This is a genomic window from Pseudomonas sp. ASL8 (genome assembly GCF_056680355.1).
The window spans coordinates 4,291,243-4,308,401 of record NZ_CM155278.1; the positions used below are offsets into that span (position 1 = coordinate 4,291,243).

Below are 17,159 nucleotides of genomic sequence, written 5' to 3' on the forward strand. Positions count from 1 at the left end.
CGCAGTAACAGTGTTCGATTAACAGTGTTCGGTGCTGCAGTGACGTGTTCTATCGTTTAACTGCGCACCCGGCTTTTGTCCGGGTCGTAGAAAATCGGTGCCATGACCTGAGCGTCGATGCGCTTCTGCAAACCATCGACCTTGCCCACTTGCAACGTTGTGCCCACGTCGGCACAGGCGACATCCACCCGGCACAACGCGATATTGCTGGCCAGCAACGGTGAGCGGCAGGCACTGGTGACCACGCCGACCTGAGCGCGGCCGCTGTACACGCCATCGCCGTGATGCGCGCCTTCGTTGCCACTCAATTGCAGGCCTACCAGCTTGTGCATCGGATTGGCACTGCGTCGCAGCAGGGCATCGCGGCCGATGAAGTCGTCGGTTTTGCTCTTGAGTGGCACGCTGAAGCCGATCCCGGCTTCAAAAGGATCGGTCTGGTCGCTGAATTCGTACCCGGCAAAGATCAGCCCGGCTTCGATGCGCAGCATGTCCAGTGCTTCAAGGCCCAGCGGGACGATGCCCAGCGGTTCGCCCAGTTGCCAGATGCGATCCCAGACCCGCTCGGCGTCCTGTGGCTGACACCAGACTTCATAGCCCAGCTCGCCGGTGTAGCCGGTGCGGGAAATCATCAACGGGCAACCGTCGTAGTCGTCCAGCCGACCAACCAGGAAACGGAACCAGCCCAGTGCTTCCACGGTCGGCTGAGTGGCCGGAGTCCAGACCATTTGTTTGAGCAATTCACGGCTCAATGGCCCTTGCACCGAGAGGTTGTGAATCTGCTCGCTGGCAGACTTCACCCAGACTTTCATCCCGAGCTTCTGCGCTTGCTCACGCAACCAGACCCCGGCGTAATCCTCGCCACAGATCCAGCGGAAGTTGTCCTGCCCCAGACGCAAGAGGGTGCCGTCGTCGAGCATGCCGCCGTGTTCGTGGCACATCGCCGAATACACCACTTGGCCGATGGCCAGGCGCCGAACGTCGCGGGTCAGGCAGTACTGGAGCAAGGCTTCAGCGTCCGGGCCGATGATTTCGAATTTGCGCAGGGCAGTCAGGTCCATCACCGCCACCCGTTCGCGGCAGCCGTAATATTCATCGATGGCGCCGAACCCGTCATAGCGCAGCGGCAACCACCAGTTGCGGTAATCGGTGAAGCTGCCGGTGAGGGCGCTGGTGCGAGAGTGAAAGCCAGACTCACGGGTCAGCGTCGGGTCGGCATCAGCAGTTTTTCGAGTGGCCATGGCGATAGAAAAGCGCTCCTTGTCGGAATAGACACGAATCTGGATGTCGGTCGGGTTCCAGCCGTTGGCCGGGTCAATGTCATCCGGGCACGATGAGCTGGCGCAGACCAGATCTGTCATGGCCCGCAACAAAACGTAATCTCCCGGTCTGGACCAGGGTTCATCCAGGGTCATTTGCTGGTGCGCATCGATCCCGGTGTTGAAGAAAAAGTTGATGGCCGGCCAACCGCTGCGGGCTTGTACCCCGAAGGATTCCAGCGCACGACTGATGTTGTCACTGCAGTTGTCGTGCCCAAAATAGCCGTGACTTTCGTAGTAGCGAGCGGCGCAGGCCAGGGCAAAGGAGTCATGGCGGCCCACGGTGTCGCGCACCACTTCCAGCATGGGCTGCATCTGCCGGTCAAAAAACTTGGCGAACAGGCCCGGAGCGGGGTAGGCGTTACCGTTGAGGGTCCGCGTGACGGTTTGATCGAGGTCCAGCTCTTGCCGACGATCCAGTGCCCGGTGATTGAGGGCGACGAAATCCGAGCATTGCCGTCCGGCAACATCAAGCACCTGGATGTACTGGCCCTGGCGCACGGTGTAGCTGTGCGCAGTGCCAGCGCGAACGGTGAACTCCTGCAGCGGCTCACCTAAGGGCTCGGGCGGGGGCGGGACCAGAATCGACGAGGGGTTGGCCCGCTGCACGATCAGTCGCAGCTCGCTGGCCGTCTGTTGCAGATCGACGGCGCCGGGCTCACTCGGCGCAGCGACGATGATCAACAATGCTTCGCCCGCCACGAAGCTGCGGCTGTACCCGGCAGGTGAGTCTTCGTCCCACAGCGAAGCTGATTCGGGAAGGCGATGCGGGTCTACGCCGCGCTTGCCCAACGCTTGCACAATGCGTCGGGTTTGCAGGCTGGGTTCAGCGAGCTGCGTCGCGATAAAGCGGCACCCCCATGTTGCCACCAGCCCCAACGCGGCCAGGGTTGTGCGCCCCAGTCTGTCGAACGCCAGCAGCTCGCAGGGTTGCAACCCTTCGATGTCGATCACTTGCAGGGTGTCGCCGGGTTCCAGGGCGATCAGCGTCAGACCGCCACCGGCTACCCGATAGCGTTCAATCGCAGGCGCCCGGGCAAACAACCCCGGTTCCCACGGGTGCGAAACACGCGGTGCACTCATGTGGATGCTCCTTTATCTGGCGTACAGGCTCAGCCGACGGATTTGATGGCAGTGGGCGCATCGCCCAGATACGCGGCCATGGAGTCATCCAGTGCTTCAAGCCAGGGCGTGTGATGGGGCGGTGATTGGGTGCCAGTCATCAGCGAGCGATAGGACTTGTCGCGATACCCCATGATGTTTTCGGCTTTGTCGTGCTTCCAGTTCAGGAAGGTGTTGTTGACGGCGGGGATATCGAAGCTCGGGTAGTCAGTGGCGTCTACCAGTTGTTGAATGTATGAGCCCTGGAATTCGAACATCTGCGAGGTGGTTTCCAGCGCCAGCTCACGCTCCTGCCATTGTTTGCTGTCAGCGATCATGTGGGCCTGATCGGGCAGGGCGATGCGTTTCAGAATCACGTCGCGGGCATACCAGGCCTGAGCGTCGAACATGTTGAACGAGTACCACTGGTCCTGCATGCCGAGGTACATCATCTGCGGGTTGGATTCCCAGAAAATGCCCTTGTACAGGTTCATCGGCCACAGACGGTTGTCGGTCTTGAGGCACAGTTCGTCCGGCAGGAACGGGAAGTTATGTTTGTAGCCCGTGCAGAGGATCACCGCATCGATGTGCTTGTGGCTGCCATCGATGAAGTACGCGCGATTTTTCTCCAGGCGTTGCAGCAGCGGCTTTTCTTCCCAGTTGGCAGGCCAGTCATAGGCCATCGGCTCGGTGCGGTAGCAACTGGTAATGCTGCGGGCGCCGTATTTGTAGCATTGCGAGCCGATATCCTCGGCCGAGTAGCTGCTGCCGATCAGCAACAGATCCTTGCCCTTGAATTCCAGCGCATCGCGGAAATCGTGCGCATGCAAGATGCGCCCGCCGAAATGTTCGAAACCGGGGAAATACGGCATGTTCGGCGTCGAGAAATGGCCGCTGGCGTTGATGACGTAATCGAACGCTTCCGACGTCTGGGTATTGCTGTTGTGGTCTTGGGCGACGACTGTAAAACGCTTGCTTTGCGGGTCGTAGCTGACGTGGCGCACCGCGTTATTAAAGCGGATGTAATCGCGAACCCCGGCCTTTTCGACGCGGCCCTTGATGTAGTCCCACAGCACTTCCCGTGGTGGATACGAGGCGATAGGGCGGCCGAAATGCTCCTCAAAGGTGTAGTCCGCGAACTCCAGGCACTCTTTTGGGCCGTTGGACCACAGGTAGCGGTACATACTGCCGTGGACCGGCTCGCCGTTTTCATCCAGGCCGGTGCGCCAGGTGTAGTTCCACATGCCGCCCCAGTCTTGCTGTTTCTCGTAGCAGACCAGTTCGGGGATTTCTGCTCCCTTGTCCCTGGCCGATTGAAAAGCCCGGAGTTGCGCCATGCCGCAAGGGCCAGCGCCGATGATTGCAACGCGTAGGGTCATGTTCGTGCCTCGTGTCTTGGGTCTTTCTGAAATGGGTGATGAGTTGCTGAAGCCTTGGCTCATCAACGAAAAATTACCGTCTTGTCCTGGTTGATGAACACGCGGTGTTCCAGGTGGTATTTCAGGGCTTTGGAAAGTGCGACGGTTTCGGTGTCGCGGCCAATGGCGACCAGCGCATCGGGCAGGTAGGTGTGGTCCACACGCTGGATTTCCTGCTCGATGATCGGGCCTTCGTCCAGGTCGGAGGTGACGTAGTGGGCGGTGGCGCCGATCAGCTTCACGCCGCGCTCGTAAGCCTGGTGATAGGGCTTGGCGCCTTTGAAACCGGGGAGGAACGAATGGTGAATGTTGATCGCGCGGCCGGACAACTGCTTGCACAGGTTGTCCGACAGAATCTGCATATAGCGGGCGAGGACTACCAGGTCGGTCTCGGTCTCTTCGACGATTCGCAGCAGCTCGGCTTCCTGGCTGGATTTACTTTCTTTGGTCACCGGCAGATAGATAAAGCGGATGCCCTCGCGTTCGGCCATCGGCCTCAAGTCCAGGTGGTTAGAGACAATGGCGGTGATTTGCATGTCCATCTCGCCTTTACGGTGGCGATACAGGAGGTCGGTCAGGCAGTGGTCGAACTTGCTGACCATCAGCAGCACGCGGGTCGGCTTGGCCGAACTGAACAGCTGCCATTGCATGTCGAAACCGCCAGCCAGTTGGGTCATGCCCTGGCGTAACGCAGCCGTGTCACCGACTACGTCCTTGTTGAACCGAAACACGGCGCGCATGAAAAATCGCCCGGTGAATTCGTCATCGAACTGCGACAGTTCGCTGATATAGCAAGCCTGTTCGGCCAGCCAGGACGTGACCGCTGCAACAATGCCGGAGGCGGCAGGGCAGCTGATCTTGAGGATGTAATGCTCGTGTGACGTGTCCATCGGGGTCTCCCTCGTAGTTGAAGTGGCGCAGGCGGTCGATCAGCCTTTGGCAGTGCGTTTGGTTTTTTCCGGGTCATCGAAGGGCAGGGCATGGGTCATGGCGCTCGCCTCCAAACTGCCGCGCACCTGCAGGGCAACGCCTGGCGCCGCGCAGTCAACTGCAATGCGGGCGATGGCCATGGAGCGTTTGCTCAGGCGCGAATACATGCCACAGGTGATGACGCCGACCTGTTTGCCGTCGTGCCACAGGGTGTCGCCGGCGTCAGCAGCGCGGGCGCCCTCTATCAGTACGCCGGCAATCTTGAAGCGCGCTTGGCCGCGCAGACGGAAGTGTTCGTGGGCGCCGCGGAAGTCCTGTTTCTCCGGGGATACGGTGAAATCCAGACCCAACTCCCACAGCGTGTCGCCGGCTTTTTGATCGGCGAAGGGGTACATCTGCGAGTTGTCGTAGGGGAAGAACATCAGCGCGCTTTCCACCCGCAACCAGTCGAGGGCGGTGAAGGCGCACGGAATGATGCCCATGCTCGCCCCCTGTTCGAGGATCTCGTCCCACAACAGCGGGGCATCAGCGGCCTTGCAGAAGATTTCGTAGCCGCGTTCACCGGTATAGCCTGTGCGGGAAATCATCACCGGACGGCCGAACAACTTGGTTTGCAGGTGGTGGAAGTACGGCAGCTGACGGATGCCCGGTACGTGTTCGGCGAGGAAGTCCACTGCCAGCGGCCCTTGCAGCGACAGGTCATGCAGGTCGTCGTCGAACAACACCGCGACCTGACGGCCTTGTGCTGCGCGCACCAGCATCTCGTAGCCAGTGCCTGCGCCGTGGACCACCATGAACGCGTTGGGGCCGGTGCGGTAAACGATGCAGTCGTCGACAAACTTGCCATCCTCATCAAGCATCGAGGCGTACACCGATTTGCCGGGGTAGAGTTTGGCGATGTCACGGGTGGTCGCCCATTGCAGCAGGCTTTCGGCGTGAGGGCCGACGTAATGGACCTTTTTCAGTCCTGATACATCCATCAGGCCAGCGCGTGTGCGGATCGCCTGATGGTGGTCGGCGAGGTCTGTGGCATAGGTCCAGGCGGTGCCCATGCCGTTCCAGTCTTCAAGCTGAGAGCCAAGCGCGCGGTGACGTTCAGCCAATGCGGAGATGCGCCATGAATGGGCCATGTGGTGATTCCTTGTCTGGAAAAAGGGCAACGAAAAGTGTTCAGGTCAACTTTTCAGGATTGGGTATCGAAGCGGCTTAACCACTCGACCAGGGTTTGCCGATAGCGGGTCATGCCCTTGTAGTCGGCGATGGGGTCGGGCAAATCACGCAACACCCGGTGCAGGCGGCAGCCCCAGCCGGGGTGGCTGACCAGTTCGTTCATGCTGATCAGGTAAGTGCGGATGCTGAACATCAGGCCGTTGCTGCGGGGCAAGCGCGCCATGAATTGCAGCTCCACACGCAGGTGCACGAGTTGGCCGACGTTGTCGGCAGTGACGCTGCCGCGTTCGGCGCCCCATTCGTGGAAGGTCTCGGACGAAGAGTCCAGGCGCGGATTGATGGTCAGCGTCCAGTTCAACCGACGTACGGGCTGATCCACTTGAATGTTGAGCAGGTGCTTCAGCGCCCGCTCGAAAATGCCCATTTGGTTGGCCATCGGAACCGGTGAGTGCCATTGCTTGAAGCTCATTCCGGCGTCGAAAGCCAGGGACCAGTCAGCCGGGTTGGTGACCATTCCTGCGTCCATGAACAGATCGCCGTCGCGCTGGTCGAGCAAGGCGATGTCGCCTTGTACCTGACGGGTGATGAACTCCAGAGGCTCACAGGGCAGGGTCGAGGCATCGCCGAAGCTAAACACCTGATCTATGTCCAGCGCCTTGTTACGCCAATGCCAACGATCACCGTTGCAGCTCAGTTCGAACCACTGCGGGTAGTCGGCTGACAGGTGCTCCATGAACATCTGCAAGGCATCCCAGGCCGCTTCCTGCATATGCGGCATGACCAGATAGCGGCTTGGGTCTTTGTCCAGAACCAGGGCGCGCTCGGCCATTTCCGAACGGTAATGCTCGTCGATGTCGAACCAGTGCTGGTAAACCGACCCCGATTCCTTGGCACGTGCCGGTTCGATGTTCACCGAGTACATGTAGCTGTCTTCGATGAACGGAAAGGGGAAGCGCTCGATGGCGAATGCACTGTTGCGAAAGCTGAACGTATCCCGGTAGCTTTCCAGAGGGCTGAATTGAACGGTCATGGTCGACTCCTAAAGGTCCAGCAAAACGGAAGAACCGCAGGCGCGAGAGACGCAGGGCATAAGGAATTCAGCCTGCTCGGCAGCGCTGAGAACATGGTCGCGGTGTTCGATATCGCCCTTGAGATGACGCGTAGCGCACTGCCCGCAGACCCCGCCGCGGCACAGGTTGGGGATTTCCAGGCCGGCTGATTCCAGCGCCTCGAGCAGGCTTTGCTCGGCGCTGACCTGAATCCGTCGTCCGCTGCGCGCCAGCTCCAGGCTGAACGGCAGGCCCGGCTCCGCACCGCTAAAGGCTTCCCAATGCACTCGGCCCTCCGGCCAGCCAAGGGCCTTGGCCTGCTCCTTTACGCCCATCAACAAACGTTCCGGGCCGCAGACATAGACATGACTGCCCAATGGCCGCTCGCTGAGAACTGCCGCCAGATCGAGGGTCTCGCCAGCGCTGCTGTCATAGCCATGCAGACGCGCACCCAGGCGTTGTTGCAGTTCGTCGGTGTAGGCGTCGGTCAGGCCTTTGCGGTAGGCGTAATGCAGCTCGAAATCGGCGTGACGTTGCTCCAGCGCAGTGATGTACGCCAGGAACGGCGTGATGCCGATGCCGCCGGCAATCAGGATGTGCTGGCGTGCAGCTGAGTGCAGGGCAAACAGGTTGGCCGGGGGCGAGATGCGCAGGCTGTCGCCGACCTGCACCTGTTGATGCAAAAACCGAGAACCGCCACGGGAGTCGTCCTGCAAACGCACGGCGATGCGGTAGTGATAGAGGTCGGCAGGGTCGCTGGTCAGCGAGTAGGCATTGCGCAGACTGCGTTCGCCCAACGGCAGATGGACCTGCACGTGACTGCCCGCGGAAAATCCCGGCAAGCGCCCGGAAGGACTGGCGAACGTGAGCTCGCGAATCACCGGGGTCAGCATTTTTGCGTCGGTGACCCGCACCTCCAGAACCGTGCTCATGGTCGTGCTCCTGACGTGGCCTGGGAGTAGGGCTGATCAGGGTTGTCGCAGACGCCCAGATAAGCCCCCAGGCGCTGGGAAAAATGCTCGCGCACACCCAGCACGACATGGCAGTGGATGCAGGCCACTTGGCCTTCGGGACCACTGTCCTGAAGCCTGGCGCAGTGCACGCAATACACACGACGTTTTGTGGGTCCGGATTCGATCAGGTCGATTTCTTCGTTGTGCATTCCCGCCGCGTGGGCCATGCCGTGGACATGCCACAGAAACGCTTCGTCGCCGAGGATATAAAGGTGGGTGCCAACCGCTGCGGCATGGAGCAAACCTTTGAGTTGCTGCTCGAATCCGTCTACCCCGGCGCAGAGCACTCGGGGTGCGGGCAGCGCCGCTTGATCAAAGTGCTGGATCAAGTCCCCCAGCGCTTTTGAAGTGGCGGACTGCGTCACCAGAATGTGATGCAGCGCATGGGGGCGCAACGTCGGTTCGCGGTACACCGGCACACTATGCGGTCTGTACGGCGCAGCGCTTTGTGTCTCAGTCATTGCAACCCTCCTGGTGGTTCAGTGTTTCAAAATCGGTCGATTGAACGTCCTGATCTGGTGCACAGGCTGGGCGTTTGGCCTTAGCCTGGTGCGCTGCTTTTCGGTGATTTACCGTGCGCAGGATCGGTGTCGTTGTTTCCTGGTGGGGAAGATAGTTTCCCAAAAGGAATTACTGCTCAATCTAGAAAAAGAGATATCTCTTTTGGGGTAGTCCGCCGGTAATAACCGCGAAGGCATGGAAGTTGCTCGGCAAACGCCATAGATTTCCAAAGGGCAGGCGGATGTCATTGAAAGCTCCAATGCGACCCGGGTGGTTGGGCCAATGGTTCCTGCGCACGCGACCACGTCAGGTGGACGACGTGCGCGCCTTGCTGGCCAAACTGCCGCTATGCCTGGCACGCGCAGACGATGCTTTGCCCGATTTTCTCGACCGATTCGAAGCGCTGAACCCCGGTAGCAAGCTGGGGGTGTTATTGACCGGCGAAGATTTCGGCCCCACGCGCCGGGCTATGGTCAGCCCGTGCGATGAGGTCTCCAGTTGCCCTTGGCGCGACGGCGAGATGGCTGAGGCGCCGTTGGTGTGCCCTGCGTGCCAGAGCCGTGGGCGTCATCGATTACTGACCGCTTTACCAGGCACTGCACCCGGCAAGCGCGGAGTCTTGTTGCTGGACACGCCATACCCTGCCAGTCGCGAGTTTCATGGCGTGCTGAGGGAGACGGCGCGGGGGGTGGGGGTCACGGTGCAGTTGCTGTGTCACAAGCGAGAACAGCAACGCAAAGAGGCAACGTTCCAGCACGGTGCGTTAGCGCGTGAACTTCACGATTCGGTTGCACAACAATTGGGCTATCTGTCGTTTCAGGCCAGCCTGATGCAGGCAGCGCTGCGTGAGCCCGAGCAGGCCGCCGTTCTGCTGACTGATTTACGCGGCGGGTTGAGCCAATTGCAACGCCAGGTGCGCGAACTGATCACCAGCGCTCGCCTGACCATGGATGGACGCTCGCTGCGTCAGGCACTGGCTGATTCCGTAGCCGAGTTTTCCCGGCGCTGCATCATCGTGTTCGAGCTGGACAACCGTTTGACCGAGGATGCGCTGTACCCGGAAACCGAATTGCAGATTTTGCAGATCATCCGGGAAGCATTGGCCAACGTGGTGCGGCACTCCCACGCCCGGCATGTGCGGATCGAACTGCGCCAGACCCCGCAAGGCGAGATTTCGGTGACCGTCGAAGATGACGGCATCGGCTTGAGCCCCGCGTCGCTGGAGGAAAATCATTATGGCCTGGCGATCATTCGTGAGCGCGCCTCGACCATCGGCGCGCAGTTGTCCATCGAAACCATTCGCCCTCACGGCGCTCGCGTGCACCTGACCCTTATCCAGAACAATGACGACCCACAGAGGCGCTTCGATGAACAGCACGACCTTATTGTTGATCGATGACCATCCCTTGTTCCGCAAGGGGCTGGCGCAATTGTTTGCCGCCAGCGATGACTTCGATGTGGTTGGCCAGGCCGCCAGCGGCAGGGAAGGGATCAACCTGGCCCTGCGCCTGACGCCCAAGCTGGTCTTGCTGGACCTGCACATGCCGGGCTTGAGCGGTTTGCAGGTGCTCGACGAGATGAAGCAGTTGGGGCTCGAGTGTCAGATCGTGGTCTTGACCGCTTCGATGGATCGCGGCGAGCTGCTGACGGCCTTGCGCCTGGGTGCCAGCGGCTACGTCTTGAAAGAAACTGAGCCGGAAGCGCTATTGGCGTACATGCGCAATTGCAGCAAAGGCGCGATTGTCCTGGATGACTGTCTGGTCTCGCTGCTGGCCGGGCACAACGACATCAGTGCCGATGCCCCGCTGGACGGGATCGACGCCTGTGGCCTGACTGATCGCGAAGCACAAACGCTGGCATTGATCGCCTCGGGCATGAGCAATAAACAGATAGGCCGTGAGCTGGGTATCAGCGATGGCACCGTGAAGATCTACGTGAAGAACCTGTTGCAGAAGCTCAACCTGCGTTCGCGACTGGAGCTGGCAGCCTGGGTGCACAAGGCTGCGTCAATGAGAAAAGAGGAGCGGCATTGATGGCCGAGCACAGCGCGTCAACGCTTGAGTCGATATTTACCCGTCAGGCACTGCAGTATATGGATGTATTCCCCATCGCCTTGCTAGAGCTCACTGACAACGGCGAGATCACCCAGTACAACACCGCCTGGGCAGACCTGATGGAGCTGCCGGGCGATGAGCGAAACATGGTTGAATACGTGCACCAGGAAGACCGTTCCCTGTGGCGGCAGGCGTTGTATGAGTTGCGCCACCGCCCTGATATTTCCTTCAATCAGCGCCTGCGTTTCGTGCACCCCCAAGGTGAGCTGCGGTGGTTCGACATCAGCCTGAAGCGGCGCGACGTCAGGTTTTATCTGGTGGTCAACGACATCACCCAGCACAAGCGCCGCGAGATCGCCTTGCAGGCCAGTCAACGCAGCGCCCTCAGCCTGCTGGACAGCATGCCCGGCCTGATTTATCGCGGCCGCAACAACCACGACTGGACCATGGAGTTCGTCAGTGCTGGCTGTCTGCAGCTCACCGGTTACCCCGCAGAGCGCTTGATGGACAGTCATGACTGCACCTATAACAGCCTGATCCACCCCGACGATGCGGATTACGTCTGGCGCGAGGTTCAATACGCCTTGACTCGTTACCAGCCCTACGAACTCAGGTACCGGATTCGCTGCGCAGACAACTCGATCAAGAACGTCTGGGAAAAGGGTGTTGGCATCTATTCGGACAGCCGTGAGGTGTTGGGTATCGAGGGTGCTATTTTTGAAATTGTCACTCCGTAGGCAGGTCCGGCGTGAAGGGCTGTTAGCCGGTACTTGCTATTACCTTTACGTTAACGTAAATAATGGGCCACGTGCTTTTGCCATTGGCCCAGGTTTTGCTCTTTGCAGAGAACACCTGCCTGACCGGGCAAACTTTTCTTTACTGCCACCTGAACCGGGTGTAGATATTCTCAACAGCTTGCGTGTCTCGTCGCCAGCTCCGGGAGTGGCTCGGGGATGCACTGGGCGGACCGATTCGGAGCGCTGAATGTCGCTAATAAAAACAATAAATGCTGAGTTACAAGGCGAAGCCCGGCTGGCCCGGGAGACACTGCACGGCGAAGGCGAAGTGCCCGATGGGGTGCTGCGCGCCGAAATTGATGCCTCATGGCGGCGCAGTCTCAGCCACGGTGTGCATTTCAATAGCAAACACGAGCTCGCGCTGGAGTCGACCGCCAGTCTTGAGTTGCTGTTGGCGAGCAATCGCCTGCTTATCGACGCCGCGACGCCGGAGATCGACTATCTGGCGGCTCAGCAAGGTAAGGAAGGGCTGATCATTCTGGCCAATGCCGACGCCACCATTCTCGCCCTTGAAGGTCGCGCCGATGACCTTAAAGGCAGCGGTTTACAGGACATCGCCCTGGGCGCCTGTTGGAGTGAGGCGGCTCGCGGCACCAATGCCTTGGGCACTGCGCTGGTCGATGCGCGTCCGACATTGATCGATTGTGGTGAGCACTTTCTGGATCGCTTGAGTCCTTTCTCATGCACCTCTGTGCCGATTCACAGCCCCCATGGCGAGCTGCTCGGTGTGCTTGACCTGACCCGCGAAGGCCCTTTAGGGCGCGTTCAGGACAGCACAGCGCTGTTGTGCATGGCCGTCACCCAGATTGAAAGCCGGGTGTTCAACGCGACCTATCCGGATCAAATCGTCCTGGCCTTCCACAGTCGTCGCCAATACCTTGAATCCGCGTGGCAGGGCCTGCTGGCATTGGATTTGACCGGGAAAATTCTGGCGGTCAGCGCGCATGCCTGTCAGTTGCTCGGTGCACCTCGTGCAGGGTTGGTGGGTCGACGCTGTGAAGAGTTTCTGGGCATCGATGGCCTGCAACTGCTCGCGCGTCTGCGGCAAGGCAGCATAGGCAGCCTGCAAACCGCCAAGGGCGAGTTTTTCTATAAAGCCCTGCGCGCGCCACAACGCTCGCCCAACGTGGCCAGTGTTCCCCGGGGCACGCCGAAAGCGGCCCCAGCGCAACCCGATCTCGAGGCGCTGGCGGGAGGTAACAGTCGGTATGCCCGCGCGCTGCGCATGGCACGCCAAGGGCTGGCGAACGAGCTGCCGGTTTTGCTGCTGGGCGAAACGGGGACCGGCAAGGAGGTCATCGCCCGGGCCCTGCACAGGGCAGGTACGCGCGGCGATAAGCCGTTTATCGCAGTGAACTGTGCGGCCATCCCTGAAGGGTTGATCGAGTCCGAGTTGTTTGGTTATCGCGAAGGTGCTTTCACCGGCTCACGGCGTGGCGGCATGATTGGTCGCCTGCAACAGGCTCATGGAGGCACGCTGTTTCTCGACGAGATCGGTGACATGCCTTTGGCACTCCAGGCCCGCCTGCTGCGCGTGCTGCAGGACCGCAAGGTCGCACCGTTGGGTGCAGGCGAGGAGCAGGATATCGACGTCGCACTGATCTGTGCCACCCACCGCGATCTCAAGCGTCAGGTCGAGGAAAAACAGTTCCGCGAGGATCTTTTTTACCGGGTGAATGGCATCAGCGTGATGTTGCCCGCCTTGCGTGAGCGTGACGATTTTGATGCGCTGGTGAGCAGCTTGCTGGGCAAATTGGGCAACGTGGCGGTCAAGCTCTCCACTGACCTGCAAACATTGTTGGCGGGCTACCACTGGCCGGGCAACATCCGCCAGTTGGAGATGGTGCTGCGCACGGTGTTGGCCATGCGCGACGAGGGCGAAAACGAGTTGGGGCTGGAGCACCTGCCCGACAGTATGCTTGATGACCTGAGTGCCTGTGATCGTCCTCAAACCGGCCGTATCCGCGAGAACGAACTCGAATTAATCCGAAATTCCTTGGACAGTCATCAGGGCAACGTTTCGGCCGCCGCTGACGCGTTAGGCATCAGTCGAGCGACGCTGTACCGCAAGCTCAAACAGTTGCGCAGCTGATGCAGCGGTTGATTGTCAGGCTGGTCGACAGCAAGGACCCGCAGGCACTCCACGACGCGTTGACATGGCTGTACGGCTTCGTCCGTCCGCATCGCCTGGCCATTGGCGGTTTGTTGGGCCTGTCGCTGTGTGCTTCGTTGCTGGTGCTGGTGCAACCCTGGCTGACCAAGTTGCTGATCGACGATGGTTTGCTGGCGCGTAACTTTTCGATGCTGACCTTGATCGCCGGATTGATGATCGGTGCCGGGCTGCTGGGCACGGTGTTATCCGGGATTAACCGTTATCTTTACACGCGACTGTCCGGACGGATTCTGTTCGCGTTGCGTGACGAAATTTATCGGCATTTACAGACATTGTCGCCGACGTTCTATGGACAACGGCGCATCGGCGACTTGATGTCCCGGCTTGATGGCGATGTCGCGGAGGTCCAGCGCTTTGCCGTCGATTCACTGTTCTCGGCGGTCTCCAGCATCATCGGGCTGGTCTTCGCGGTGGCGATGTTATTGGCCCTGTCCTGGAAACTGTCACTGCTGGCCGTGGTGTTGATTCCTTTGGACATCCTCTGGCTGCGCTGGATGCGGCGTAAAGTCGCGCATGAGGTCAAACAGCTGCGCGAGCGCTCGGCGGACGTGTCGTCCTTCATGGTCGAAACCCTGCCCGTGATGAAGTTCATCCAGGCCGCTGGTCAGCAACAGCGCGAAGCACGCAGGCTGGAGGCCTTGGGGCAGGGCTACATGACTCAACTGTTGCGTCTGCAAGTGACTGAATTCTTCACCCAGGCGGTGCCCGGCACCTTGACCTCATTGTCTCGAGCCTGCGCGTTCCTGATCGGTGGTTATTGGGTGGTGCAGGGCACTTGGCAGCTCGGCGCGTTGATCGCCTTTTCAACGTATCTGGGCATGGCCGTCGGCCCGGTGCAGAGCCTGCTCGGACTGTATGTCGCCCTGCAGCGCATGACCGTGAGCCTTGGCCGGGTCATGGAGTTGCGCGGTGAAAAGCCGGGGGTCAGCACGCCGGAGCACCCGCTACCGATGCCTACCACGGGCGAGGTGTGGTTCCAGTCGGTGCACTTCAGCCATCCTGGGCGTCCGGCGATCCTCAAGGGCATTGACGCGCGTATCCCTTATGGCCTGAAAGTCGCCTTGAGCGGCGGTTCCGGGGTGGGTAAGTCGACGCTGATCGATCTGCTGCAACGCTTTCAGGACCCGCAAGCCGGCCGTGTCCTGCTCGACGGCTGTGATCTACGGGACCTGGACCTGTTCGAGTTGCGTCGGCGCATCGCGGTGGTCAGTCAGGACATCGTGCTGTTTCGCGGGAGCCTGGCGGACAACCTGTCCTACAGCTCGCCAAATGCCAGCCGTGCGGCGATTGCCGAAGTCGCTCATCTGGCGCAACTGGACAGCCTGATCGAGTCCCTGCCCGAAGGCCTCGACAGTCCGCTCGGCGAGCGAGGACAGCAGCTTTCCGGTGGGCAAAAACAACGAATCGCTATCGCCCGCGCACTGCTGCAAGACCCCCTGATTCTGGTCCTCGATGAAGCCACCTCGGCGGTAGACGAAGCCACCGAACGTGAAGTCATTTGCGCCATCGACCGGCTGTTTGCGGGGCGGACACGGATTTTGATCAGTCATCGTCCGTCGACGCTGGCGGATGCGGACCTGCGTTTCCATATGGTGGACGGCGTGCTCACGTCGTCGACAGTCGTCCATGAGGCCTGAATCCCTTATCCAGCCTGTGCGCATCGGCATCGTCGACAGCGGTCATTCGCCCGCGCAACAGTGTCGGGTGGTTGCCAGTCGACGCTTCTTGCTGGTGGAGCAGGGGTTGGCAGAGGACGAGGTGCTGGAGGATGAGCTCGGGCATGGCAGTGCGATCATCGATGCTATTTGCCGACGCGCGCCCGAGGCTGAGTTTTGTGTGGCTCAGGTCTTCGATAAACGTGGGGTCACCAGTGCGGCGCAAATCTCAAGCGCGATCGATTGGCTGGCTGAACACGAAGTTCGCCTGATCAACTTGAGCCTCGGGATGCGTCAGGACCGAAGTCTGCTGCGTGAAGCCTGTGCGGCGGCGCTGAAACGTGGGGTGTTGCTGTGCGCCTCAAGTCCGGCTCAGGGCGAGGCGGTGTTTCCGGCGAGTTACCCCGGTGTGTTGCGGGTTACCGGTGATGCACGCTGTGGTGAGCAGGATTGGTCGTGGCTTAACAGCGCACAGGCGGATTTCGCCGCGTGCGTGCGTGGCACATTGGCCGGGCAGTCCGGTGCCAGCCTGGGTTGCGCGGCGTTGAGCGGGCACATCGCCGCGTACCTGGCTGAACAACCGAACGCCTCGAACTCGGAAATCATCGACTGGCTACGGGCTCATGCCCGCTACCGTGGTCCTGAACGGCGGGTCGGGCCATGAGTACAATTCTGATTTTGGGCGCCGGGCCTGCCGGCGCGGCGGTTGCATTGGGCCTGCGCCGGCTCGGTTACCCAGTCTCGATCGTCAGCGAGTGGCGGCGCTTCCCTGCACTGGAAGGTGTCTCGCTGAGGGTGCTTGAGGCGTTGCGTGCGGCGGGCCTGGAACATGCGCTGGCGGATGCGACGCTGCCGTCTCAGCGCAAGGTGTCCTGGAATGGTCAGCAGCACGCACAAAACATTGAATGGCTGCTGGATCGCCCACGGTTTGATCGCGGTCTGCGCGAGGATCTGCAGCGTGCCGGTGTCGAGCTGATCGAGGGGCGTGTGCTGGCGGTGCAATCGTCTGCCTCGGGGCATCAGGTGCAGATTGAAGGCCACGCCGATCTTCAGGCGGACTTTCTGGTCGAGTCACGCGGTCGTCAGGCGCCCGCGTTGGGCAAAGGCCTGCGCGGGCCGGAAACCGTCAGCCTGCTCAACCGCTGGCAGGGCGCGCCGGGTGCGACCGCGAGCGCGGTTGAAAGCATCGAGCAGGGTTGGGTCTGGATGGCGCGCCAGGCCGATGGATGTTGCTACTGGCAACTGACGGTGGATGTGGCCAGCGCCGACTTGCCGGGCAAAGCGCAGTTGCTCGACTACTGTCGGGAAAGACGCCGGACCTCGGCGTTGGCGACGGCATTTTTCGCCGACGGTCCCGAGGTTGATGTGCACCTGCATGCCCGCAGCAGCACGGCCATTCTCTGCCCGCAGGTGTGCGGCGATAACTGGATTCGGGTCGGTGATGCCGCCATGGCGGTGGACCCGCTGTCGGGCAACGGCATCTTTCAGTCACTGTCCTCGGCGCTTCAGGCCCCCGTGGTGATCAACACCTTATTGCGCGCGCCTGAACGGGCGGCGTTGGCCCAGCAGTTTCATCGGCAACGTGTCGAACAGTTGTTTTTGCGCTTCGCCAGGATCGGGCGCGATTTCTATGCCGATGAACAGCGCTGGCAGGATCAACCTTTCTGGAAGGCGCGTCGCCAATGGCCGGACGCTGAGCTGGCGCACAAACCGGCTGATTTCTCGGCCGTCAGCGTGCAGCAGGCACCGGTATTGCGTGACGGTCTGGTGGATGAGGCGGAGGTGGTGGTGACGGCGGATCAACCGCTGGGGGTCTGGCACTTGCAAGGCATCGAGCTGGCGCCCCTGGTCCGTCGTCTGCAAACAGAGCCCGCGCAGCAGGCGCTGGCGGGCTTGTCGAAAGAGCAGGAGCATTTGGTGCGCAGTTGGCTGCTCAGCCAGGGCTACCGCCCTTAAACACCCTCCGGCAGTCAGCCTGTCGG

At 60.7% G+C, this 17,159-nt stretch carries 14 protein-coding genes; 7 read left to right on the forward strand and 7 right to left on the reverse strand.

Annotated features, from left to right (window positions below; translation table 11 throughout):
- Window positions 1-56: 56 nt before the first annotated feature.
- The 7 genes from AC1MEA_RS19665 to AC1MEA_RS19695 all read right to left on the reverse strand — a co-directional run bounded on the left by AC1MEA_RS19665 (window position 57) and on the right by AC1MEA_RS19695 (window position 8,458).
- Complete coding sequence (locus AC1MEA_RS19665; RefSeq protein ID WP_219059849.1) at window positions 57-2,399, reverse strand: trimethylamine N-oxide demethylase; 2,343 nt, start codon at window positions 2,397-2,399, stop codon at window positions 57-59.
- Between the two features lie 29 nt (window positions 2,400-2,428).
- A complete protein-coding gene (locus AC1MEA_RS19670; RefSeq protein ID WP_219059848.1) occupies window positions 2,429-3,796 on the reverse strand; it encodes an NAD(P)-binding domain-containing protein in 1,368 nt (455 codons plus the stop codon).
- A gap of 62 nt (window positions 3,797-3,858) precedes the next feature.
- Window positions 3,859-4,725 carry a formyltetrahydrofolate deformylase gene (gene purU, locus AC1MEA_RS19675; RefSeq protein WP_219059847.1) on the reverse strand — a complete coding sequence of 289 codons (867 nt, stop codon included), beginning with the start codon at window positions 4,723-4,725 and terminating at the stop codon, window positions 3,859-3,861.
- Window positions 4,726-4,764: 39 nt separating this feature from the next.
- Window positions 4,765-5,895, reverse strand: coding sequence for an aminomethyl transferase family protein (locus tag AC1MEA_RS19680; protein WP_480417133.1), 1,131 nt, complete (start codon window positions 5,893-5,895; stop codon window positions 4,765-4,767).
- 53 nt (window positions 5,896-5,948) lie between these two features.
- Window positions 5,949-6,965 (reverse strand): heme-dependent oxidative N-demethylase family protein, encoded by a 1,017-nt coding sequence (locus tag AC1MEA_RS19685; protein WP_219059845.1) that lies wholly within the window; start codon window positions 6,963-6,965, stop codon window positions 5,949-5,951.
- Between the two features lie 9 nt (window positions 6,966-6,974).
- On the reverse strand, window positions 6,975-7,916 hold the full coding sequence (locus AC1MEA_RS19690; RefSeq protein WP_219059844.1) for a PDR/VanB family oxidoreductase: 942 nt from the start codon (window positions 7,914-7,916) through the stop codon (window positions 6,975-6,977).
- Window positions 7,913-8,458 carry a dimethylamine monooxygenase subunit DmmA family protein gene (locus AC1MEA_RS19695; protein WP_219059843.1) on the reverse strand — a complete coding sequence of 182 codons (546 nt, stop codon included), beginning with the start codon at window positions 8,456-8,458 and terminating at the stop codon, window positions 7,913-7,915. The genes AC1MEA_RS19690 and AC1MEA_RS19695 overlap by 4 nt, the downstream gene beginning before the upstream one ends.
- A 299-nt stretch (window positions 8,459-8,757) precedes the next feature.
- Here AC1MEA_RS19695 and AC1MEA_RS19700 point away from each other — a divergent pair, with 299 nt between their 5' ends.
- The 7 genes from AC1MEA_RS19700 to qhpG all read left to right on the forward strand — a co-directional run bounded on the left by AC1MEA_RS19700 (window position 8,758) and on the right by qhpG (window position 17,133).
- Window positions 8,758-9,897 (forward strand): sensor histidine kinase, encoded by a 1,140-nt coding sequence (locus tag AC1MEA_RS19700; protein ID WP_219059842.1) that lies wholly within the window; start codon window positions 8,758-8,760, stop codon window positions 9,895-9,897.
- Complete coding sequence (locus tag AC1MEA_RS19705; RefSeq protein WP_219059841.1) at window positions 9,866-10,531, forward strand: response regulator; 666 nt, start codon at window positions 9,866-9,868, stop codon at window positions 10,529-10,531. Before AC1MEA_RS19700 ends, AC1MEA_RS19705 begins: the two co-directional genes overlap by 32 nt.
- Window positions 10,531-11,289 (forward strand): PAS domain-containing protein, encoded by a 759-nt coding sequence (locus tag AC1MEA_RS19710; RefSeq protein WP_219059840.1) that lies wholly within the window; start codon window positions 10,531-10,533, stop codon window positions 11,287-11,289. Before AC1MEA_RS19705 ends, AC1MEA_RS19710 begins: the two co-directional genes overlap by 1 nt.
- Before the next feature lie 247 nt (window positions 11,290-11,536).
- On the forward strand, window positions 11,537-13,441 hold the full coding sequence (locus AC1MEA_RS19715) for a sigma-54-dependent Fis family transcriptional regulator (RefSeq protein ID WP_480417134.1): 1,905 nt from the start codon (window positions 11,537-11,539) through the stop codon (window positions 13,439-13,441).
- On the forward strand, window positions 13,441-15,159 hold the full coding sequence (locus AC1MEA_RS19720) for an ABC transporter ATP-binding protein (protein ID WP_480417135.1): 1,719 nt from the start codon (window positions 13,441-13,443) through the stop codon (window positions 15,157-15,159). The genes AC1MEA_RS19715 and AC1MEA_RS19720 overlap by 1 nt, the downstream gene beginning before the upstream one ends.
- On the forward strand, window positions 15,149-15,841 hold the full coding sequence (qhpE, locus tag AC1MEA_RS19725; RefSeq protein WP_480417136.1) for a subtilisin-like serine protease QhpE: 693 nt from the start codon (window positions 15,149-15,151) through the stop codon (window positions 15,839-15,841). Before AC1MEA_RS19720 ends, qhpE begins: the two co-directional genes overlap by 11 nt.
- Window positions 15,838-17,133 carry a flavin-dependent monooxygenase QhpG gene (gene qhpG, locus AC1MEA_RS19730; protein ID WP_480417137.1) on the forward strand — a complete coding sequence of 432 codons (1,296 nt, stop codon included), beginning with the start codon at window positions 15,838-15,840 and terminating at the stop codon, window positions 17,131-17,133. Before qhpE ends, qhpG begins: the two co-directional genes overlap by 4 nt.
- Window positions 17,134-17,159 lie beyond the last annotated feature (26 nt).